This window comes from Paucihalobacter sp., assembly GCF_036825875.1.
In the GTDB taxonomy this organism is placed as follows: domain Bacteria; phylum Bacteroidota; class Bacteroidia; order Flavobacteriales; family Flavobacteriaceae; genus Paucihalobacter.
Window position 1 is genome coordinate 1 of record NZ_DAISXK010000045.1, and the last position, 22,316, is coordinate 22,316.

Below are 22,316 nucleotides of genomic sequence, written 5' to 3' on the forward strand. Positions count from 1 at the left end.
ATGTGGAGAAGATCGGGCTCGAACCGACGACCTCTTGACTGCCAGTCAAGCGCTCTAGCCAACTGAGCTACATCCCCAGATAAATTTCACAATAAAAACGATGTTGAAAATAGTTTAATTTTTCTATTTTCACAGCAATTTTCGGCACAAAAATAACCAATCTAAATGATTAAAAAAGCATCTTTCAAAGATATTGATAATATTATCAAAATTACACAGGCTTGCGCCCTTCGTATGGAACAACAAGGTATTTACCAATGGAATAGCCATTACCCAAGTAGAGCTGCTTTTGAAAATGACTTTAACAATGATGAATTATATGTTACTGAGAAACATAAAAGTATCGTTGGCTGTATGACAATAACACCTAAAATGTCTTTGTACTATAGCACTGTTGAATGGTTAGATACTAATAACAAGGCTATTTACGTGCATCGCTTGGCTATTGACCCCAATTTTCAAGGCAAAGGATTTGCGCAAGAACTGATGAATTTTGCTGAAAACTATGCCAAAAACAATAAGTATCACTCTGTAAGGTTAGATACCTTTTCAAAAAACACCAGAAATCAAAAGTTTTACGAACTTCGCGGCTATAAAAGACTCGGCGAAATTTTCTTTCCTAAACAAAGTGAATTTCCCTTTTACTGCTATCAATTATTACTGTGAGTACTGATATTTCCTTTAAAGCCATTAATAAACTTGCTGTTCCAGCCTTAATTGCAGGTATTTCAGAACCCATACTTTCAATTACCGATACCGCGGTAGTGGGAAATATGGATTTTAATGCTACCGAATCTTTGGCCGCTGTTGGCATAGTTGGTGCTTTTATTTCTATGCTTATTTGGGTTTTGGGTCAAACTAGAAGTGCTATTTCATCTATCGTGTCACAATATTTAGGCGCCGATAAATTGGACCTTGTAAAAAACCTGCCTGCACAAGCCATATATTTAATTACTTCGTTGAGTATTTTAATTATTTTAGCTACTTACCCATTTGCTAAAGAGATATTTAAACTTTACAACGCTTCCGATTTAATTTTAGATTTTAGTGTAACTTATTACCAGATACGAGTGTTCGGTTTTCCTTTCACCTTGTTTACTATTGCAGTTTTTGGCGCTTTTAGAGGACTTCAAAACACCTATTACCCGATGGTTGTCGCACTTGTTGGTGCGAGTTTGAATATTATTTTAGACTTTGTTTTGGTGTATGGAGTAAAAGATATCATCCCAGCAATGCATATTGAAGGCGCTGCTTATGCGAGTGTAATTGCACAGTTTACAATGGCTGTTTTGTCAGGAATTTTTCTGCTCAGAAAAACGGATATACCGCTTCGGTTTACCTTGCTAATTAATAAAGAAATGAAGCGGTTTGTGTTGATGATTGCTAATTTATTCATAAGAACTTTAGCGCTTAATTTGGCACTTTATTTGGCCAGTGCTTTTTCTACTGGATATGGTAAAAATTATATTGCTGCCTATACCATAGCCATTAATCTTTGGTTTTTTGGTGCTTTTTTTATTGATGGTTATGCAAGTGCAGGTAATATTTTGTCGGGGAAGTTATATGGTGCGAAACGGTACAAAGAATTACTAGCCTTAAGCAAAAAACTTATTGTTTACGGTGTTTTAGTAGGAATTGGCTTGGCTCTAGCTGGATATGTTTTCTACAACTTCATTGGTTCTATATTTACCAAAGAGCCTTTAGTGTTAATCGAATTTTATAAGGTTTTTTGGCTGGTATTAGCCATGCAGCCTTTGTGTGCTTTAGCGTTTATTTTTGACGGCGTTTTTAAAGGGCTTGGCCGCATGAAATACCTCCGAAACTTACTGTTAATTTCCACTTTATTTGTATTTATACCAACACTTTTCATTATGGATCATTATGATTTTAAACTGATTGCCGTGTTTACAGCATTCACATTGTGGATTGTAGCACGTGGCATTCCGTTAATAATAAAATTTAATCAAACTTTTAAGCCATTAGCCGAAAACAGTTAATTTTGAATTAACTTAAACCGTAGTTTAAAATGCGCACAAACATTTTGCAAGATTCTATTGAAGAAAAAATACAAAACGCTCCAGATAGCAGTTATGAAATTGGCATCTTCATAGGGTCGATGCTTCCTTTCGTGGTTTTAATTGTTATTGCTTATTTAATTTATAACTACAGTAAAAACCGAAATAAAGAAAAGTAATATGGATGCACTAGGGTTTTTGGGCGGAAATGGCTTATTTTTAATACTAGCAGTAGTTTTAGTGATTGTTTATGTATACAACAAAAAGAAAAAACGTTAATCTATCTAGTTTTTAGCCATCCTGTTATGCTGAGTCTTTGACTATGAACTATTTTTACTTCGTGCTCGATGATCTGACTTTCAAAAATAACCACTCTGCCCGGTAAAGGATAAATGTTTTTCTCAATTTCGTGATTATTTTCATTTAAATATAAGCACAATTCCCCTCCGTTTTCCTTAACCCATCCGTCCTCGTTTAAATAACATACAAAGGACAATTTACGTCTATCGTCATTTTGAAAAGTATCAATATGTCTTTTATAAAACGTGCCTATTTGATAAATGGCATAATGGAATTCTTTATGCAAAATTCCTAAAAAACAGGTTTTATTAAGATAATTAACCAATTGGTTAATCTTATCAAAAAATAATTGCTCAGCATCATCTGCTTTGGTTTCATCCATCCAAAGAATAACGTCGCCACGAATCGATTTTTCAATTGTTTCATTGAGTTTATTGCCAATAGCTGCTTTTTTAAATGAATCATCGTCATACTTTTGCAATAAGGACTGACGCAAAACCTCAACCTCCTCATCTGTAAAAAAATTGTCTATAATACTGTATTGCTGAATTGAAATATCGGTAATAATGCGCTCAAAAAGCGGGTTTTCGGCGAAGTCTAAATGTGCAAAAATGGCGTCCATAGCATGAGCTTAGCTAAAAAATACTACGTATAAAAAGTAACCAAATTTAATCTAAAAACCATTTCGTTAAACAAAATGAATATCTTTGCAAAGTAGTATATTTTGGGGCAAGTCCACGAGGTATATTAAAGGAAAAATATTTAGATTCGAAGCCAATCTTTGGGGATTTAGTTCTCGATAATCGCGTAAAATTTATTTAATGAGTAATATTAGAATTACAAAGCAATTCTCTTTCGAAACGGGTCATGCCTTATACGGTTACGACGGAAAGTGCAAAAACGTGCACGGACACAGCTATAAGCTGTCTGTTACTGTAATTGGAACACCAATTTCAGACCAAAATAATGTGAAATTCGGTATGGTAATCGACTTTAGCGACCTTAAAAAAATAGTTAAAGAAGAAGTGGTTGATGTATTCGACCACGCGACTGTTTTTAATAAAAACACGCCTCATATAGACCTGGCTAATGAACTAAAAAGTCGCGGACACACTGTTATTTTAGCCGACTATCAGCCTACAAGCGAAATGATGGTGATCGATTTTGCTGAAAAAATCATAAAACGCTTACCACAACACATCAACTTACACTCGTTGAAATTACAAGAAACGGAAACCAGTTTTGCCGAATGGTATGCAAAAGATAATTAGGGTCTTACCCCAATTGTTTTGGGGTCAGGCTTTCACTACTCGCTTTCCTATTTGGATAAAACCAAATAAAAAGCGCTCAAACAAACCGTTCAATCCTTAACGCAAACTTTCATTATATTTACCTTATGAATATCCCCGTAGGAAAGAAAGTATATTTCGCATCAGACAATCATCTCGGTGCTCCAACTAAGCAAGCTTCATTTCCGCGTGAAAAAAAATTTGTGGCTTGGTTGGATAGCATAAAAGACGATGCTGCCGCTATTTTTCTATTGGGCGATTTGTTTGATTTTTGGTTTGAATACAAAACCGTTGTTCCAAAAGGTTTTACTAGAACTTTAGGTAAACTTGCAGAAATTAGTGATTCTGGAATCCCAATCTATTATTTTGTCGGTAACCACGATTTATGGATGAATGGCTATTTTGAAGAAGAACTTAATATTCCCGTTTTTCACCAACCCAAAGAATTTAATTTTAATGAGAAAACCTTTTTTATTGGCCACGGTGATGGTTTGGGTCCAGGTGACAAAGGCTACAAGCGCATGAAAAAAGTGTTTACCAACCCGTTTTCTAAATGGTTATTTGGATGGTTGCATCCCGACATTGGTATGCGATTGGGTCATTATTTTTCAGTAAAAAATAAATTAATTTCAGGCGATGAAGATGCCAAGTTTTTAGGCAACGACCAAGAATGGCTGGTACAATACTCAAAACGTAAATTAGAAACCAAGCACTACGATTTTTTTGTATTTGGTCATCGGCATTTACCTTTGGAAATTGAATTAAACACCAGCTCCAAATATTTCAACCTAGGCGATTGGATTAGTCATTATACCTACGGAGTTTTCGATGGAAAAGAGTTTCAACTAAAGCAATTTTAGTTAGAATTTTCGTGTTCTTCCAAGTCTTTTCTTAAGTCCAACCTTCTAAAGGATGGAGAGAAAAAGGCAGTACTCACAGCTGTAATTATAGTCATGGTGCCGCCAAATACGACGGCTGTAACAGTTCCCATTAATTTGGCTGTTACGCCGCTTTCAAAAGCACCCAATTCGTTTGAAGAACCAACAAACATAGAGTTTACAGAAGACACACGACCACGCATATGGTCAGGAGTTTTAAGCTGAAGAATGGTTTGTCTAATCACCATTGAAACACCATCCGTAATACCACTTAAAAATAATGCAATTACCGATACCCAAAATATAGTGGAAACACCGAAAACAATAATACAAACACCAAAACCGAAAACAGCTGCCAAGAGTTTGAGTCCGGCATTTTTACTAATTGGCAAATAAGCCGTGGCAAGCATGGTAATAAATGCACCAACCGCTGGTGCGGCTCTTAAAACGCCAAAACCTTCAGGACCAACTTCCAAAATATCTTGTGCATAAATAGGCAATAGCGCGACTGCACCTCCAAATAAAACCGCCACCATATCCAAGGTGATTGCGCCTAAAATAGCCTTGGTTTTAAATACAAAATTCAAACCTTCTTTGAGACTTTGCATTACTGGCTCACCTATTTTCGGATTCAAAATTGGTTTTCTGTTTATTTTGAAGAGCGTTACAAAAGCCAAAACTACCATGCCAAACACTACAGAAAGCGTCCAATGTACACCTATCCAGTTAATAAAAATTCCCGCTGTTGCAGGACCGAGTACGTTAGCCATTTGCCAGGTAGAGCTGTTCCAGGTAGCTGCATTTGGATAAATTTTCTTCGGAACTATAAGTGCAACTAATGAAAATATGGTAGGGCCAAAAAATGATCTTACAAATCCACCAAAAAACACCAATGCATAAATACAATACAAAATATGATTGGTTTCCCAAGTGCCAACAATTTCTGGCCATGTGAGCAAAAATAGACCCAAACTAATTAACGAAAAGGCGCCTATACATAACAGTAATAAGTTGCGTTTTTCCTTCTGATCAACAATATGCCCCGCAAAAAGCGCCATTGACAAGGCTGGAATAATTTCCATGAGTCCAATTAAACCTAATGATAGTGGATCTTTTGTGATTGAGTAAACTTGCCACTCAATAACAATAAATTGCATGCTCCAGGCAAAAACCAGTGCAAAACGCACCAATAAAAAAATATTGAATTCCTTGATGCGCAGCGCAGCGTAAGGGTCTTTTTTATAATTCATTGACGATTTTTAAACCTTGTGTTCATTTTGATTTAAAAAGATTGTTGAAATTTTGCCAAATTTAATCTAAGTATCTCGTTTCACTGTTTATTATTGATGAAAAAATAAATCAACTTGTTATAAAACACATTCAATATCCTTTAGCTTAAGCTGCAAACTCACATTGCCATTCCATTCGTTTTCATCTATGGAATAAACCGCGCTAAAGGGTTTACGATTCGCCACCAACTCATATTTATGGCCTAAATTAAATCCTATAGCAACAATTCTTTCGGCATTTGGTTGTGAAACTGTTATTCGTAAATGTTTATCGTCTTCACCTACACATTTTCCGTAGCCAGTATCTTTAAGGTTTTCGGTCATAAAAACCGGGGTCATATTACCAGGGCCAAAAGGAGCGAATTGTTTTAAAATGCGCATTAGTTTGTCATTAATGTCACCCAACTCAATTTTTAGATCAATTTTAATTTCTCTTGTAAGTAAGCTACTGGTAATGCTTTTAGTCACTTCATCTTCAAAGGCTTGTTTAAATGCCTCAAAATTTTCTTCTTTTAAAGTTAATCCAGCGGCATATTTATGGCCACCGAATTGTTCAATGTAATCAGTGCAAGCTTCTAAAGCATTGTAAACATCAAAGCCACTAACGGATCGTGCAGAAGCTGCCAGTTTATCGCCGCTTTTGGTAAAAACTAGAGTTGGTCTATAATAAGTATCAATAAGTCTGGATGCCACTATACCTATCACCCCTTTGTGCCAACTTTCATGATAAACTACTGTGGTACATCTGTTTTCTTCTTTGTTGGTTTCAATTTGCGACAAGGCTTCAACTGTGATTTGCTGGTCAGCTTCTTTTCTATCAGTATTGAATTGCTCTATTTCGGAAGCGAATTGAAGCGCCAATTCAAAATTAGATTCCGTTAAAAGTGTTACTGCATAATTACCATGTTTCATTCTGCCAGCGGCATTAATGCGCGGCGCGATGATAAAAACCACATCCGTTATATTTAATTCCTGCTTTTTTTGCTGGTGAATAATGGCTTTAAAACCAGCTCTTGGATTGGTGTTGATAACTTGCAATCCAAAATAGGCAAGCGTTCGGTTTTCTCCAGTAATAGGGACAATATCGGCTCCGATTGCTGTGGCTACTAAATCTAAATATTCTATTAAATCGTCAATCGTTTTACCTTCTTGTTGGGCTAAAGCTTGGATGAGTTTAAAACCAACACCACAGCCACACAATTCTTTAAATGGATATACACAATCGTCACGTTTCGGGTCTAAAACGGCGATGGCTTTTGGAATTTCATCACTAGGCCTGTGGTGATCACAGATTATAAAATCAATTTGCTTTTCTGTGGCATAAGCTACTTTATCGATGGCTTTAATACCACAATCTAAAGCAATAATAAGCGACATGTCGTTGTCGTGCGCAAAATCAATTCCTTTAAACGAAATACCATAACCTTCATCATATCTATCAGGTATATATGTTGCCACATGATTTGTTCGGGTTTTTAAATAGGAGGCCATTAACGCAACAGAAGTGGTGCCGTCAACGTCATAATCACCATAAACTAAAATATTTTCGTTGTTTATTAAGGCTTTTTCAATGCGCGCCACGGCTTTGTCCATATCCTTCATAAGGAATGGATCATGTAAATCGCTCAAGCTTGGTCTGAAAAACTTTTTGGCATCAGCATAAGTTTCAATACCGCGTTGAATCAACAATTTTGCAATAATTTCATTGACCTGAAGTGCCTGTTGTAAGGCTTCAATTTTCTGTTGTTCTGGTATAGGCTTTAGCGTCCAACGCATTTTTTTCAGAGATATATTTTAAGTTTTAAAAAATCAACTTTATATAAGGTCATTTATTAATTATCGTGATAGTGAATTGAAGTTTTTACGGTTGCAAATTTTCTAAACATTTCCATAACACCGCAATATTTTTCTACAGATAAATTTACTGCTTTTTCAATTTTAGCTGGTTCTAAATTATTCCCATAAAAATGATACTCAACTGAAACAGTGTGATAATACATGGGGTGTTCTTCGGTAAGCTCGCCTACAGTTATCATTTTAAAATCTGAAATCGTTGATTTCATTTTTTCCAAAACAGACACCACATCTAAACCAGAGCAACCAGCAAGCGCTGCTAACATCATGGCTTTCGGTCTTAGGCCTTCATTATTCCCACCGTGTTCAGGCGAGGTGTCAATTAAAATTGTTTTTCCGCTTGGGTTATCGGACTCAAATTGCAAATTGCCTTTCCATTCTGTGGTAACTATGTGTGACATAATTGAATATTTTTTTGTTTCTTGTAATTTCAAAAGTACCAATAAAAACCAAAATATGCCACTTGTAACACCACTATCTCCGCATCACGATTTAGAAACAAAGTCGCTTGCAGAATTCTTTAATGAAACGCTAGGATTTTGCCCCAATTCGGTTCTTACCATGCAACACAGACCTGCTATATCAATAGCATTTATCAATTTAAACAAAGCGGTTATGACCAATGAAGGTCGCGTAACTTCGGCTTTAAAACGTATGATGGCGTGGGTAAGCAGCAACGCTTCAGGCTGCAGATATTGCCAAGCCCATGCTGTAAGAGCTGCTGAGCGTTATGGCGCCGAACAAGAACAACTCGATAATATTTGGAACTATAAAACACATCCAGCTTTTTCAGCTGCTGAGCGCGCGGCATTAGATTTTAGCTTGGCGGCTAGTCAAATACCAAATACCGTAAACGAAACCATAAAGAATGAACTTTACAAATACTGGAATGAGGGTGAAATTGTTGAGATGATGGGTGTTATTTCGTTATTTGGCTTTTTAAACCGCTGGAACGATAGTATGGGAACAACGCTTGAAGATGAAGCGGTTGAAACCGGTACGAAGTTTCTTGGGAAGCATGGATGGGACAAAGGAAAACACATTTAAAATAAGTATGACAAAAACATTTACTAAGACGATTTTCAGAACATTTTTAGCGATTTTTTTAATGTTAATGGTTTGCTCGTGTAGTAAAATGAAAGAAAAAAATGATCAATCATTTACTTTCATAGAGCGAGGTGATTATGAAATAGATACATATAACGGGATAACGGTTTATAGATTTCATAAAAGCAATGAGAGACTAAATGGGTATTATGTTGTCGGTAGTGAGCTTACAAAATGGGAAGAGTTTGAGGTTAACAATGGCGTACTTCAGGGAGATTATATAACCTTTCATCCAAATGGTAACGTTTATACACATTCCATATACGAAAATGGTAAATTACATGGTGGAAATAAAGTGTATTTTACCTCAGGTAAAATCAAAAAATTAAACTTTTATAATAAAAATGAACTCTTTGATAAAGAAATGACGTATTTCGAATCTGGTCAAATTAAATCAGAATCCAAAGTTAAAAATGGCGAGATTATAGAATCTGTTTATTATGATCTTTTGGGTAATATTGTTTCTCAAAAGTTTATTGAAAATAACAGAACTATTCGGCAGAAAATTAAGTTTGGAAAAGTGGTTTCGGAGGAAATAGCTTCAAATTATGACAATTTTAATGCTCTCAAATATTACGATGACGACGGTAATTTAGAAATTTATGTCAGGCTGAAGAAAACTGATAACACCACATTTATTATCGAGTTAGACAGTTTGGAAAACGAAATCAAACGGATTGACATGCGCAAAAATCCTGAGGAAGCATTGAAATATAAAAAATACTTTAATTAAGCGCAGCGCTCAAATTACTTCTTTCCTGTCACCACGATAACAATTTCACCTTTAGGTGGTTTTTTGGTATAATGATCTAAAACCTCTTGTGCGGTACCGCGAATGGTTTCTTCATAAAGTTTGGTAAGTTCTCTGGATACGGTGACCTGACGATCTTCGCCAAAATATTCACAAAAATGTTTCAGCGTTTTAAGTAATTTATGTGGACTTTCATAAAATATCATGGTGCGCGTTTCTTCAGCAAGAAACTGCAGACGTGTTTGTCTGCCTTTTTTAACTGGTAAAAATCCTTCAAACACAAATTTATCGTTAGGCAAACCACTATTTACCAAAGCTGGAACAAAGGCTGTGGCTCCTGGTAAGCATTCAATTTCGATATTATTTTCTATGCAAGCGCGACTTAGTAAAAACCCTGGATCAGAAATGGCAGGAGTACCGGCGTCGCTAATAAGCGCGATCGTTATTCCGATTTTTAGTTTATTTATAAGGCCTTCAACCGTTTTGTGTTCGTTGTGCATGTGGTGCGATTGCAACGGACTTGAAATTTCGTAATGTTTCAGCAATTTTCCTGAGGTTCGTGTGTCTTCGGCTAAAATTAAATCGACGGATTTTAAAACCTCAACGGCTCTAAATGTCATGTCTTTTAAATTTCCAATTGGGGTTGGGACAAGGTAAAGTTTACTCATGTATTAGCGATTGAGCGGTGTGTTTGAGCTCTGCTCCCAACTTATTGGAAGCAAGCGAGTAGCGAAAGCGCGGTGCTCACTTTTTTTGAGCAAACACCCAGATTAATTAAATTTAGATTCAACAATAAGCATAAATCGCTCTTCGTAATCTTCCTTGCCTTTCCAATAATTGTAATCGGGCTTAACCATAGTTTGTATAAATGATTTGGCCTCTACATATGAAGTTGACGTATTAAGTTGAGAAACCACGCGGTCGTAATCGCCATTCTTACCATCAAACAAATGCTTAATAAAAGCAATTTTATCGTTTAATCCTATATGTAAAGCTTTCGATTTTAATTGGTCGTTTAAAGATTTTTTGTGTTGCTCATTGGCACTAGAAACGGGTTCGAACTCGGGCATTTGTTCAAAACCGGCAGTAATTTCTTCGAAATCGTTTTTAATTCTGGTATGCTGGTTACCAAAAAAAGCATCTATTTGCTGCGCTTCGTGTGGCATTTGAGACACAATGTCTTTAATTTTTTCCATCACTGGTTCCATAATGTCATCGTCTTCTACATCATCTAAATTTATGTAGAGTTTATCTTCACGCTCTATGGTATCGCTTATTTTATTGTTGAAAGCGGTATCTAACATTTCAAAAAACGACGAATCATTACCAATTGTTGGTATATCACCTTCAAAATTATCATGTGCAAATTTTAGTACAGACAATTTTTCTAAGAGCTGCGCTGTTTCGGCATGAAGTTTTACAACATCTTCTTTTCCTTTTAATTTTAGAATCCGATGTGCAATGCTCATTAATTCTGATTCTAATTTCTTTTTCATATTTTTAATTTAAACTTTTGATATTTACTATTTTTATACCACCTTTAAGCAAACGAAAAAAGGCGACTATTTAGTGTTAAAATTACAAAATGTTTCTCGAAAATACAGTAAATCATAAAGAACAATTTGGATGGATTGAAGTCATATGCGGCTCAATGTTCTCTGGTAAGACCGAAGAATTGATTCGTAGGCTAAGGCGTGCACAATTTGCTAGACAAAAGGTTGAAATTTTTAAACCTACTATTGACGTGCGTTATGACGAGGATAAAGTAGTATCGCACGATGCTAATGAAATTAGATCTACTCCTGTTCCTGCTGCTGCTAATATTCCGATTTTAGCCGATGGCTGTGATGTTGTAGGTATTGATGAAGCCCAGTTTTTCGATGATGAAATTGTACGTGTCTGCAACGACCTCGCAAACAAAGGTGTAAGGGTTATTGTAGCTGGATTAGATATGGATTTTAAAGGCAACCCGTTTGGTCCAATGCCTTACCTTATGGCAACTGCCGAATATATTACCAAAGTACACGCCATCTGCACCAGAACTGGAAACCTTGCACAATACAGCTACAGAAAAGCACGAAGTGAAGAATTAGTTTTATTGGGTGAAGTAGATGAATACGAGCCCTTAAGTAGAGCAGCTTATTATAAATCTATGCAACGCGATAAAATAAGAAACCTGAAAGTAAACGATGCCGAAGAAGTGCCTTCTAAACAAAAAAACAACAATGGCTAAAGCTGAAGAAACTGTTTTAGAGATTGACCTAAAGGCATTAACACATAACTTTAATTACCTCAAATCGAAATTAACGCCAGAAACTAAATTTTTGGCTGTGGTAAAAGCGTTTGCCTATGGTAGCGACGCTATTGAGGTAGCCAAACACTTAGAAAATATTGGTGCCGATTATCTTGCAGTGGCCTATGCCAAAGAAGGTGTTGCTTTAAGGGATGCAGGTGTTAGCTTGCCTATTTTGGTACTTCATCCACAACCTGTAAATTTTAAAACACTTATTGATCGTTGTCTCGAGCCTAGTTTATACAGTATGAATGTCTTGAATGCATTCATCGCAGTAGCCGAAACTTGTGGGCAAAAACAATATCCAGTCCATATTAAATTCAATACAGGTCTCAACAGACTTGGTTTTGATTATAATGATGTTGGAGCTATAACATCGCAGTTAAAGAAAACCAATGCCATTAAAGCAAAATCTTTATTCTCACATATGGCAGCAAGTGAAGACCTTGACGAAGCTGATTTTACCAAACATCAAATTGAGAGTTTTAAAAAAATTGCCGAAGAATTTTCCGGCCAAATTGAATACCAGCCTTGGCTTCACATGTGCAACACTTCTGGGGTTTTGAATTTTCCAGAAGCTCATTTTGATATGGTTCGATGCGGCATTGGTCTATATGGCTTTGGTAATTCGCCTGTAGAAGATAAAAATTTCATTCCTATTGCGAGTTTAAAATCTGTTATCTCTCAAATTCACACTGTCAACAAAGGAGATAGTGTTGGTTATAACCGCGCATTTAAGGCAGAACGAACGGTGAAAACGGCAACAATACCAATTGGCCACGCCGATGGTTTAAACAGAAATTACGGCAAAGGCAATGGTTGTGTATCCATAAATAAACAGAAAGCGCCCATAATAGGTAATGTTTGCATGGATATGATTATGGTAAATGTCACAAATATTGACTGCAATGAAGGCGATGAAGTTGTTATTTTTGATGCTAGTCATACTGCGAACGATTTAGCCAAATCGGCCAATACTATTTCATATGAAATAATTACTTCTATATCGCAAAGGGTTAAGCGCATATACCTAAAATAATTAGCGCAGGTATCATCTCAGAATTAAACATTTTTTACTATTTTGCATTATCCATTACTAACTTAAATTAATGATTATGCTTAAAGAGTTTAAAGAGTTTGCCATTAAAGGCAATTTAGTTGACATTGCTGTTGCTTTTGTTATGGGAGCAGCGTTTAACAAAGTGGTTGCCTCATTTACTGGAGGTATTGTTTCGCCATTAATTGGATTAATATTCAAGGCCGACTTTAAAGATTTAAAGTACACTATTGAAGAAGGTGTTGCCAATGATGCGGGAGAAATTGTTGGAGAAGTATCTATTTTATATGGAGATTTCCTGACCAATGTTATTGATTTTATCATTGTGGCATTTGTGATGTTCATGATTATAAAGAGTATCACTAGAATGAAAAAGAAAGAAGAACCAGCACCAGAAGCTCCAAAAGGCCCAAGCCAAGAAGAATTACTTGCTGAAATCCGCGATTTGTTGAAAAAATAAGATTATCATATTTTTAATTTAAACGGCACTTTTTTAAATGAAAGTAGCCGTTTTTTTTATGTTTTCAATTAAATTAATAAGTATTTTTGCGAAAAATAATGCAATATGAAAGTAGCCGTAGTTGGTGCCACCGGAATGGTAGGCGAAGTAATGTTAAAAGTACTTGAATCTAGAAATTTTCAAATAGATGAGCTTATACCTGTAGCTTCAGAAAAAAGTATAGGTAAACAAATTGAATTTAAAGGCAAAAATTTTACGATTGTTAGTTTAGCCGAGGCTGTTGCTCTTAAACCAAATATTGCATTATTCTCTGCTGGTGGTGAAACTTCTTTAGAATGGGCACCAAAATTTGAAGCAGTTGGTACCACGGTTATAGATAATTCGTCCGCTTGGAGAATGGTTGAAGGTAAAAAATTAATTGTTCCTGAAATTAATGCTAGTTTACTTACGAAGGCAGATAAAATTATAGCAAATCCCAATTGTTCTACTATACAAATGGTAATGGTATTGGCACCATTACACAAAAAATATAAAATTAAACGACTGGTTATTTCCACCTATCAATCCGTTTCTGGTACTGGTGTTAAGGCAGTTAAACAACTCGAAAATGAAATGAATGGTATTAAAGGAGAGATGGCCTATCCTTACCCAATTCATAGAAATGCTTTGCCACATTGTGATGTGTTTGAAGAAAACGGCTATACTAAAGAAGAAATGAAGTTAGTAAAAGAAACTAGAAAAATTCTAAACGATCCATCAATAGCAGTTACCGCAACTGCTGTTCGTATTCCTACTTCTGGTGGTCACAGTGAATCTGTAAATATAGAATTCGAAAACGAATTTAACTTAAGTGATATTAGAGCTTTACTCAGCGAAACTCAAGGCGTAGTGCTTCAAGACAACACCGATACAAATACATATCCAATGCCAATATTTGCACATGGTAAAGATGATGTTTTTGTGGGTCGCATAAGAAGAGACGAGAGTGTCGCAAACGGTTTAAACTGTTGGATTGTTAGCGATAATTTAAGAAAAGGCGCAGCCACAAATGCCGTACAAATTGCTGAATATTTAGTAAATCACAATTTAGTATAATTAAACAAAAGCTAAAAAAACAGCCTCGATTTTCAAGGTTTTCTATTGAGCGGCAAAAAAGTGTTGTTCAACTAATTATTTGTTATTTAAAACAAAATAATTGGTACATTCGGTTTCCAAATTTTACTTTAAGGGATGAAACCTATTCGTGCTATAATATTTTTTCTAATCATTATAAGCTTTTTAAGCTGTAGTGAAGAAGAAAATTATGTGCCTGTTGAAGTAGTTGAGGAACCACAGATTTCTCCAGTCGTTTTCGATCTAGATGCTGTTCCTTATTCAACGCTATCAGCTTATAATTTTTTTGAAGGTAATATTGTCGAACAATCTCCAGTCTATGGTGTACTGCCTTATGATTTAATTACTCCTTTATTTTCAGATTACTCTAAAAAAAAGCGTTTCATTTGGATGCCAAATGATGTTAAGGCAGCCTATACAACAGACGATGCGATTGTAGATTTCCCTTCTGGTTCTGTTATCATAAAAACATTTTACTATGATAATGTGCTGCCTAATTTAACTACGAAAATTATAGAAACAAGACTTATAATTAAAAAAAATGATGCTTATATTTTTGCAAATTACAAATGGAACGAAGACCAAACTGAAGCTTTTTTAGATAACAACGGCAGTTTTGTTAATGTCTCTATCGAAAAAGATAACACCTCTTTAGAAATCAATTATAGAGTTCCATCAGAAACTGAATGTCGCGTTTGCCACAAATCAGTAAATGAATTACCTATACCAATTGGTCCCAAACCACAAAACTTAAACAAATTATTTAACTATATCGACGGCACAAAAAATCAATTGCAAAAGTGGGTCGACATGGGTTATCTTAACAATAATGTGCCTTTAAATATCAATACAATAGTCGATTGGGAAGATGAATCTAAATCATTAGATTTAAGAGCGCGATCTTACTTAGACGTAAATTGCGCCCACTGTCACACAGATGAATTACACTGTGCTTACAGGCCGATTAGACTGTCATTTTCAGACACAGAAAACCCTACCGACGCAGGTGTTTGCGTAGCACCCGAAGAAAATTTTGACAGCTCATTAGTTCATATTGTTTCTCCAGGAAGAAATGATAGGTCTATGCTTTGGTTTAGATTAAATACAACCGATGGCGCAACACGAATGCCATTACTTTCAAGATCGGTTAAACACGATGAAGGAGTTGCCTTAATTGAAGCTTGGATTAATAGTTTAGAATCAAATTGCCAATAACAAATTTTTAAATTTTTATAATGAAACAAATTTTACTCATTTTGGTCACTGGCTTTTTAAGTCACATAATATCAGCACAATCTTTCAATACTTGTTTAGATGCTGCAAGTTCAACAAGTATTGTGGCCAATGTTGTTTACAGTGTTGGAAATATAAATGGAAATCCGCCTCCATTAAACTGTACAGAGAATTCAAATGGTTCAAATGGTGAATGGATAAAATATACTCCAGACGCCGATTATGAAATAATTATAAGTTCTGATTTGTCACAAAACTCTGGAAAAGATACTCGTGTAAATATTTTTGTAGGTGATTGCGGAAGCTTGACTTGTGCAGGTGGAGACGATGATAGTGGTGTCGGCTCAAGTAACTTTTTAAGTGTGGCCACATTAAACGTTTTTCAAGGGAACACTTATTATATAGTTTGGGATAATCGATGGGGCAATAGTAGTAACTTCGATTATGTTTTAACCGAGGGGCCTCAGGCGCCACCACCTCCTGTTAGTCCAGTGACATTTTCTCAGCAAACGATCAATATGCCCGGAAGTAATCGAGGCTTGGTGGATTTAAATGGTGATTTTTTAGACGATTTAGTTTCTATTCAAACCTCTGCAATTAACGTTAATTATCAATTATCAACTGGTGGATTTAATTTTATGTCCATACCTACAACGCCAGCAGATTTTTTCCCTGTTTGGAGTCTCACTGCAGGTGATTGGGACGCCAATGGCTACAATGATTTAATTTATGGCGATACTTCAGGGGTCACTTTTATGAAAGCCGGTGACGACGGAACCAGTTATACAGAAATATCTGGTCCTGAAAATATTTTTGCCCAGCGAGCGAATTTTATTGACCTCAACAATGACGGTCATCTGGATGCTTTTGTATGTCATGATGTGCAACCTAACGTTTATTATCTTAATGACGGAGCTGACAACTTACAATATTTTCAAGGAGCCAATCCAAATGGTATTCCTTCTGGATTAGGCCTTAGCGGTGGCAATTACGGCAGTATTTGGATTGATTACAATAACGATGGTTTGACAGATTTGTTTATTGCGAAATGTAGAGGAGGTTCTGGGCCAGATAAGATTAATCAATTATGGCGTAACAAAGGCATGAATGCACAAGGAAAGTATGAATACGAAGATGTATCTGGCAATCCAGGAGTTAATTTAAATGACCCCATACAAACGTGGTCGGCTGTTTGGGCAGATTTTGATAATGATGGTTTTCTAGATGTTTTTGTTGGTGCTAGTGCGCTACCAACGGAACCGGCGGATGGTCCTTCAAAATTAATGCGCAACAACGGCGACGGTACTTTTACAGATGTAACTTCGGGTGCAGGCTTTAATTTAAATTTAACTAGTATTGAAAATATTGCCGGAGATTTTGATAACGACGGGAACGTTGATATTCTTTTTAATGGTGGAATTTATTTTGGTAATGGCGATTTAACATTTTATCTTATTTCAAACGACATGCCTTCAATAGGTCCCGTAGGTGACGGTAATAACGATGGCTTTTTAGATGTCTATAATAATAATCGCTTTTATATTAATGGCGGTAACGACAACAACTGGATTAAAATAACAACAGTAGGTAAAGGTCATGAAACCTCTGGATTAAGCAATAGAAATGGAATTGGTGCTAGAATCGAAATTAGCACAGGGTCTGGAATTAATGAAAAAATCCAAATTTCAGATGTTAAAAGTGGAATTGGCTTTAGATATATGGGTAGTTTAAATACCCATTTCGGAATTGGCCAAGCTACTAGTATCAACTATATTAAAATAAAATGGCCTTCTGGTATCGTAGATCAAATTAATGATCCAGATATCAATACTCATCATATTATTGAAGAAGCGTCGTTTACACTTTCAGTTGAAGACACCCTTGTTGATAATTTAATCCTTTATCCTAATCCAACCAAAGATTATCTTAATTTGAACTTTAACAATTTACTTTATAATGGGAATTATTCTGTTATTGACCTTAGCGGTAAATTGATTTTGAATGCGCAGTTGAGCTCAAATAAAATTGATGTTTCAAATATTGCTAATGGCATTTATTTTTTAAGCGTCACTTCGGAAGGTAAAACTCAAACTCAGAAATTTATAAAGCAATAAATAACATCAAACAAATTAACAAAGCCTTCGCACTAAACGTGAAGGCTTTTTTTTATTTTTACAAATACGTAAAATCTCCATCATGAAAACTTTAATAAACCTTGTCATTTTTTTAGCCTTATTACTTGGCTGCGAAAAGGCTTCTGAAAAAACAATAACAACTGTGAATTACCCTGAAACCGCAACTGTAGATACCGTCGACACTTATTTTGGCGCTGAAGTAAAAGACCCATTTAGATGGCTAGAAGACGACAGAAGCAGCGAAACCGAAGCATGGGTAAAAGCTCAAAATCAAGTAACTTTTGGTTTTTTAGATTCTATTCCATACCGAAATGAACTTAAAAACAGATTATCAAATATTTGGAACTATGAGCGTATTGGAGCACCATTTAAAGAAAGTGACTACACTTATTTTTATAAAAACAATGGTTTGCAAAATCAGTCAGTGATTTATCGGCACAAGACCAATGAACCCTCAAAAAATGCCGAGGTATTTTTAGATCCGAATACCTTTAGTAAAGATGGCACAACTTCCCTAGGCGGTATGAGTTTTTCTGAGAATGGTAAAATTCTAGCTTATGCCATTTCGGAAGGTGGCAGCGACTGGCGAAAAATCATCGTTCTTAATGTTGAAACTAAAGAAATTATTGAAGACACACTTGTCGATATCAAGTTTAGCGGTATGTCTTGGCTTAAAAACGAAGGCTTTTATTACTCAAGCTACGATAAGCCAAAGGGAAGTGAACTTTCAGCTAAAACAGATCAGCACAAAGTATACTATCATAAACTTGGCACCAAACAAACTGAGGATCAATTAATATTCGGAGGAACTCCCGAAGAGAAACACCGTTATATTTATGCTGGTGTTACCGATGATAACAGCTATTTGATAGTGTCTCCTAGAGTTTCAACTTCAGGCAACAAACTATTCATAAAAGATTTAAATGATGCTAAATCTAATTTTATCGAAATCTTAAACCACACCGATAGCGACACCAATATTATTGATAATGTCGGTACAACCCTTTATTTAGAAACCAATTTAAATTCACCAAACAAGCGTGTTGTAACTGTTGACATTGCAAATCCAGCACCAGAAAATTGGGTGGATTTAATTCCTGAAACAGAAAATGTTTTAAATGTTTCAAAAGGCGGAAATTATATTTTTGCTTCCTATATGGTTGATGCCATCTCTAAAGTGTTACAATACGACTACAATGGAAAATTAGTGAGAGAAGTAGAACTTCCAGGAATAGGAACGGTTGGAGGTTTCGGCGCTAAAAAAGAAGAAAAAGAGCTTTATTTTACATTTACAAATTACGTAACCCCTGGAAGCATTTTTAAATATAATATCAAAACCGGCGACTCTGAATTGTATCAAAAATCTAAAATTGATTTTGATTCTGATGCCTTTGAAAGCAAACAAGTTTTTTACACTTCAAAAGACGGTACAAAAGTGCCCATGATTATCACACATAAAAAAGGTATGGAACTAAACGGCAAAAACCCTACTATACTTTATGGTTATGGTGGTTTCAACATAAGTTTAACTCCTTCTTTTAGTACGGCCAACACGGTGTGGCTAGAACAAGGTGGTCTTTATGCCGTGCCAAATTTACGCGGAGGTGGCGAATACGGCAAATCTTGGCACGATGCGGGTACAAAAATGAGAAAGCAAAATGTATTTGACGACTTTATTGCTGCAGCTGAATATTTAATTGAAAACAACTACACCTCATCAGATTATTTGGCGGTTCGAGGTGGCTCCAATGGTGGACTTTTAGTTGGTGCGGCTATGACGCAGCGTCCAGACTTAATGAAGGTGGCGCTCCCAGCAGTTGGTGTTTTAGATATGTTACGATACCACACTTTCACGGCAGGCGCTGGCTGGGCTTACGATTATGGCACCGCCGAGGATAGCAAGGAAATGTTTGAATATCTCAAAGGCTATTCTCCAATTCACAATGTTAAAGAAGGTACGGCATATCCGGCTACACTCATAACTACTGGTGATCACGACGACCGTGTTGTGCCAGCACACAGTTTTAAATTTACCGCTGAGTTACAATCTAAACAATCTGGTAACAATCCAACGCTTATTAGAATTGAAACCGATGCAGGTCACGGCGCAGGAACTCCGGTGAGTAAAACCATTGAACAAGCAGCTGATATTTTCGCGTTCACACTTTACAATATGGGCTTTGAAGATTTGCCAAATAAAACAACTGAAAAAGCAAAAGGTTAATTTTTATAAATATTAAGAAAGACTAAAATCGCTTTGATAGCAATATCGGAGCGATTTTTTTATGGTATTTTTGCAGCATGCTCAAAGTACAAAACATTAGCTTTTCTTATACGAAAGCGCCGGTTATTTCAAATGTAAGTTTTGAAATAAAACCAGGAGAAACTGTGGCATTAATTGGAGAGAGTGGCTCAGGAAAAAGCACTATACTTAAGCTAATCTACGGCACTTTTGATTTGCCTGAAGGTGAGATTTTTTGGAAAGACACCCAGATTTTAGGACCGAAATTCAATCTGGTGGTTGGTTATGAATTTATGAAATACGTCACCCAAGAATTTGATTTAATGCCGTTCACAACGGTAGGTGAAAATATCGGGAAGTATCTATCCAATTTTTATCCTGAAGAAAAACAACAACGCACCGAGGAACTCATAAAAGTTGTAGAGCTTGAAGAATTTACAAACACCAAAGTAAAACTGTTAAGCGGTGGACAAAAACAGCGTGTTGCTTTGGCGCAAGCACTAGCTAAACAACCAGAAATTTTGCTGTTAGATGAACCTTTTAGCAATATTGATAATTTCAAAAAACAATCCTTACGGAGAAAGCTATTTGAGTTTTTAAAAGAGAAAAATATCAGTTGCTTAGTGGCTACCCACGATAAAGAAGATGTTTTAGGCCACGCCGATAGAATCTTAGTTATACACCAATCGAAAATAATTGCGAACGACTCAGTTGAAACACTTTATCACAATCCAAGAACGTCGTTAATTGCCGCTTTTTTTGGTGAATTTAACCATATTGAACCATTTGGGATTGTGTATGCACACCAACTTAAAATTGTAGATAAATCAGATTTTAAAGCAACAGTTGAAAACTGCTATTTTAATGGGAGAAATTATTTAATTCAAGCTAATTTTAACTCTGAAAATCTTTTCCTAGAACATTTTGCAAAAATCGAAGCTGGTAAAACGATTTGCTTCAACATTTCCCAATAATTACTTATCGAATTTCTTCAATAAAGCAGGCAAAAAGAGAATATCTGTAATCAACGCCATAGCAACGGTTACTGAGCAAAGCAATCCAAATTCACCAACCGATGGCACGGCGCTAGTGCTAATTATTAAGAACCCAGCGGCCAAGGCTATGGTGGTAGATAATAGTGCACCACCCGTATAGAGCATAGATTTATCAATTCGCTTTTGTGCATTACCTTTTATAGCTTTAGTTCGTTTGTATTTATAAATAAGATGAATGGTGTCGTCCATGGCAATTCCCAGCATTATAGGTGTAATCATTGCTGTTGAAACATCTAGCGGAATATCAAAAAGAAACATTACAATGGCCAACATAAGTAATGGCAACAGGTTAGGAATAAGGACTAAAATAGTGGTTTTAAAACTTTTTATAAAAAACCATAAAGCTAGAAAAGCAACAAAAAATGCCGCAAAAAACGATTTAAATTGGGTTTCTAAAATAAAGGAATTTAGTTGAGCAAATACCACTGAAAACCCTTGAATATTTAAGCTGTAATCATCTGTATTGAAAGAAGATTCAAAACCTAATGAAATGTCTGATATTAGCTTTTCAAGCTCTGATGTTTTTAGCTCCTTAACATTAACTGTGATACCAGCCGTTTCAAAATCTTCTGAAAAAAAGGTGAAAAATGATTCGCTTGTTTGTTGGGTATCAGCAAGTATTCCTTTCAGTTTTTCCTCGTCAAAATTAGACTGAAACAGCATTGGTGAACGTTGCTCTAAAAACGATTTCAAAGACAACACCGAAACTGGTATCGCCAACAATTCATTAGATTGCAATTTGCTTTCAAAAACTGCTAAGGATTTGATAAAGTCTTTTGTTAAGATGGAATTATTGGCTGTGGTTGCTATATTAATCTGTAATCTAGAGCTACCATTTAACTTCGATTCAATCAAACGTAAATCTTGTTTGGCTTTTCCTTCAGCTAATAAATTTAAAGAATCAGTGTCTATTTTAATCTTCGTGATGGCAATGCCTCCAATAACTATTAAGAAACTAGAAACCAGAATAATACTGTTTTTAGAATTGGATGTAAATCTATTTAGACCAACAATAACAGCTTCCGAATTAAATATTTTAAAACGTAAAATAGGTTTGGAAGCTTCAAAATTAAACGTATAAAAACTTAATCCAATAATCAGAATCACATACACCAAAACAAAACTTAAAAGCAAACCCGCACAGGTTAAAAGTCCCATATTTTTAAAAGCAGGCAAAGGTGAAAGATACAAGGCAAAATATCCCACAATGGTAGTTAGCGTGGTATAAAAACAAGGTGTAAAACT

Annotated in this window: 22 protein-coding genes and 1 tRNA gene; 15 read left to right on the top strand and 8 right to left on the bottom strand. The window is 35.7% G+C overall.

What is annotated here, in order from left to right; translation table 11 throughout:
* Window positions 1–3: 3 nt before the first annotated feature.
* Window positions 4–77: transfer RNA gene (locus V7Z48_RS11315), tRNA-Ala, on the bottom strand.
* An 88-nt stretch (window positions 78–165) separates the two neighbouring features.
* On the opposite strand from V7Z48_RS11315, the gene V7Z48_RS11320 reads away from it, so the two are divergent.
* From V7Z48_RS11320 to V7Z48_RS11330, 3 genes are read left to right on the top strand one after another with little or no spacing between them, the layout of a single operon-like run.
* Window positions 166–666, top strand: a complete 501-nt coding sequence (locus V7Z48_RS11320; protein ID WP_334113606.1) for a GNAT family N-acetyltransferase — start codon at window positions 166–168, stop codon at window positions 664–666.
* The gene (locus V7Z48_RS11325; protein WP_334113607.1) at window positions 663–1,997 is read left to right on the top strand and encodes an MATE family efflux transporter; all 1,335 of its coding nucleotides are present in this window, start codon (window positions 663–665) and stop codon (window positions 1,995–1,997) included. The genes V7Z48_RS11320 and V7Z48_RS11325 overlap by 4 nt, the downstream gene beginning before the upstream one ends.
* Window positions 1,998–2,026: 29 nt before the next feature.
* The gene (locus V7Z48_RS11330; RefSeq protein ID WP_334113609.1) at window positions 2,027–2,194 is read left to right on the top strand and encodes a hypothetical protein; all 168 of its coding nucleotides are present in this window, start codon (window positions 2,027–2,029) and stop codon (window positions 2,192–2,194) included.
* Between the two features lie 101 nt (window positions 2,195–2,295).
* Here V7Z48_RS11330 and V7Z48_RS11335 read toward each other — a convergent pair whose 3' ends face one another.
* The gene (locus tag V7Z48_RS11335) at window positions 2,296–2,937 is read right to left on the bottom strand and encodes a 2OG-Fe(II) oxygenase (RefSeq protein WP_334113610.1); all 642 of its coding nucleotides are present in this window, start codon (window positions 2,935–2,937) and stop codon (window positions 2,296–2,298) included.
* A gap of 199 nt (window positions 2,938–3,136) precedes the next feature.
* Between V7Z48_RS11335 and V7Z48_RS11340 the strand changes: the two genes are divergently transcribed.
* Together V7Z48_RS11340 and V7Z48_RS11345 are read left to right on the top strand one after the other, a co-directional pair.
* On the top strand, window positions 3,137–3,586 hold the full coding sequence (locus V7Z48_RS11340) for a 6-pyruvoyl trahydropterin synthase family protein (RefSeq protein ID WP_334113611.1): 450 nt from the start codon (window positions 3,137–3,139) through the stop codon (window positions 3,584–3,586).
* 125 nt (window positions 3,587–3,711) lie between these two features.
* Entirely contained in the window at window positions 3,712–4,464 is a 753-nt protein-coding gene (locus tag V7Z48_RS11345; protein WP_334113612.1) for a UDP-2,3-diacylglucosamine diphosphatase, read from the top strand.
* On the opposite strand, the gene V7Z48_RS11350 is transcribed toward V7Z48_RS11345, so the two are convergent.
* The 3 genes from V7Z48_RS11350 to V7Z48_RS11360 form a co-directional block, all read right to left on the bottom strand.
* Window positions 4,461–5,732, bottom strand: coding sequence for an MFS transporter (locus V7Z48_RS11350; protein WP_334113613.1), 1,272 nt, complete (start codon window positions 5,730–5,732; stop codon window positions 4,461–4,463). The two genes, V7Z48_RS11345 and V7Z48_RS11350, sit on opposite strands and share 4 nt — an antisense overlap.
* A 117-nt stretch (window positions 5,733–5,849) precedes the next feature.
* Window positions 5,850–7,547 (bottom strand): single-stranded-DNA-specific exonuclease RecJ, encoded by a 1,698-nt coding sequence (gene recJ, locus V7Z48_RS11355; protein WP_334113614.1) that lies wholly within the window; start codon window positions 7,545–7,547, stop codon window positions 5,850–5,852.
* A 56-nt stretch (window positions 7,548–7,603) separates the two neighbouring features.
* Window positions 7,604–8,026: an OsmC family protein gene (locus tag V7Z48_RS11360; protein ID WP_334113615.1), complete on the bottom strand. Its 423-nt coding sequence runs from the start codon at window positions 8,024–8,026 to the stop codon at window positions 7,604–7,606.
* Window positions 8,027–8,081: 55 nt separating this feature from the next.
* Between V7Z48_RS11360 and V7Z48_RS11365 the strand changes: the two genes are divergently transcribed.
* Entirely contained in the window at window positions 8,082–8,672 is a 591-nt protein-coding gene (locus V7Z48_RS11365; protein WP_334113616.1) for a carboxymuconolactone decarboxylase family protein, read from the top strand.
* Between the two features lie 7 nt (window positions 8,673–8,679).
* The gene (locus V7Z48_RS11370; protein ID WP_334113617.1) at window positions 8,680–9,465 is read left to right on the top strand and encodes a toxin-antitoxin system YwqK family antitoxin; all 786 of its coding nucleotides are present in this window, start codon (window positions 8,680–8,682) and stop codon (window positions 9,463–9,465) included.
* Between the two features lie 14 nt (window positions 9,466–9,479).
* Here the strand turns inward: V7Z48_RS11370 and rsmI are convergent, their stop codons facing one another.
* Window positions 9,480–10,151, bottom strand: coding sequence for a 16S rRNA (cytidine(1402)-2'-O)-methyltransferase (gene rsmI / locus V7Z48_RS11375; RefSeq protein WP_334113618.1), 672 nt, complete (start codon window positions 10,149–10,151; stop codon window positions 9,480–9,482).
* A 102-nt stretch (window positions 10,152–10,253) separates the two neighbouring features.
* Complete coding sequence (locus V7Z48_RS11380) at window positions 10,254–10,979, bottom strand: hypothetical protein (RefSeq protein WP_334113619.1); 726 nt, start codon at window positions 10,977–10,979, stop codon at window positions 10,254–10,256.
* Window positions 10,980–11,068: 89 nt separating this feature from the next.
* Between V7Z48_RS11380 and V7Z48_RS11385 the strand changes: the two genes are divergently transcribed.
* From V7Z48_RS11385 to V7Z48_RS11420, 8 genes are all read left to right on the top strand, one after another.
* The gene (locus tag V7Z48_RS11385; protein ID WP_334113620.1) at window positions 11,069–11,716 is read left to right on the top strand and encodes a thymidine kinase; all 648 of its coding nucleotides are present in this window, start codon (window positions 11,069–11,071) and stop codon (window positions 11,714–11,716) included.
* Window positions 11,709–12,815: an alanine racemase gene (gene alr, locus V7Z48_RS11390; RefSeq protein WP_334113621.1), complete on the top strand. Its 1,107-nt coding sequence runs from the start codon at window positions 11,709–11,711 to the stop codon at window positions 12,813–12,815. Before V7Z48_RS11385 ends, alr begins: the two co-directional genes overlap by 8 nt.
* Before the next feature lie 76 nt (window positions 12,816–12,891).
* Entirely contained in the window at window positions 12,892–13,293 is a 402-nt protein-coding gene (gene mscL, locus V7Z48_RS11395; RefSeq protein WP_334113622.1) for a large-conductance mechanosensitive channel protein MscL, read from the top strand.
* Window positions 13,294–13,398: 105 nt separating this feature from the next.
* Window positions 13,399–14,388 carry an aspartate-semialdehyde dehydrogenase gene (locus V7Z48_RS11400; RefSeq protein WP_334113623.1) on the top strand — a complete coding sequence of 330 codons (990 nt, stop codon included), beginning with the start codon at window positions 13,399–13,401 and terminating at the stop codon, window positions 14,386–14,388.
* A 135-nt stretch (window positions 14,389–14,523) separates the two neighbouring features.
* A complete protein-coding gene (locus V7Z48_RS11405; protein WP_334113624.1) occupies window positions 14,524–15,621 on the top strand; it encodes a hypothetical protein in 1,098 nt (365 codons plus the stop codon).
* 20 nt (window positions 15,622–15,641) lie between these two features.
* The gene (locus V7Z48_RS11410) at window positions 15,642–17,753 is read left to right on the top strand and encodes an FG-GAP-like repeat-containing protein (RefSeq protein WP_334113625.1); all 2,112 of its coding nucleotides are present in this window, start codon (window positions 15,642–15,644) and stop codon (window positions 17,751–17,753) included.
* Window positions 17,754–17,835: 82 nt separating this feature from the next.
* Window positions 17,836–19,998 carry a prolyl oligopeptidase family serine peptidase gene (locus tag V7Z48_RS11415; protein WP_334113626.1) on the top strand — a complete coding sequence of 721 codons (2,163 nt, stop codon included), beginning with the start codon at window positions 17,836–17,838 and terminating at the stop codon, window positions 19,996–19,998.
* A 77-nt stretch (window positions 19,999–20,075) separates the two neighbouring features.
* Complete coding sequence (locus V7Z48_RS11420) at window positions 20,076–20,990, top strand: ABC transporter ATP-binding protein (protein ID WP_334113627.1); 915 nt, start codon at window positions 20,076–20,078, stop codon at window positions 20,988–20,990.
* Here the strand turns inward: V7Z48_RS11420 and V7Z48_RS11425 are convergent.
* A partial coding sequence (locus tag V7Z48_RS11425; protein WP_334113628.1) for an efflux RND transporter permease subunit occupies window positions 20,991–22,316 on the bottom strand: 1,326 nt, incomplete at its 5' end.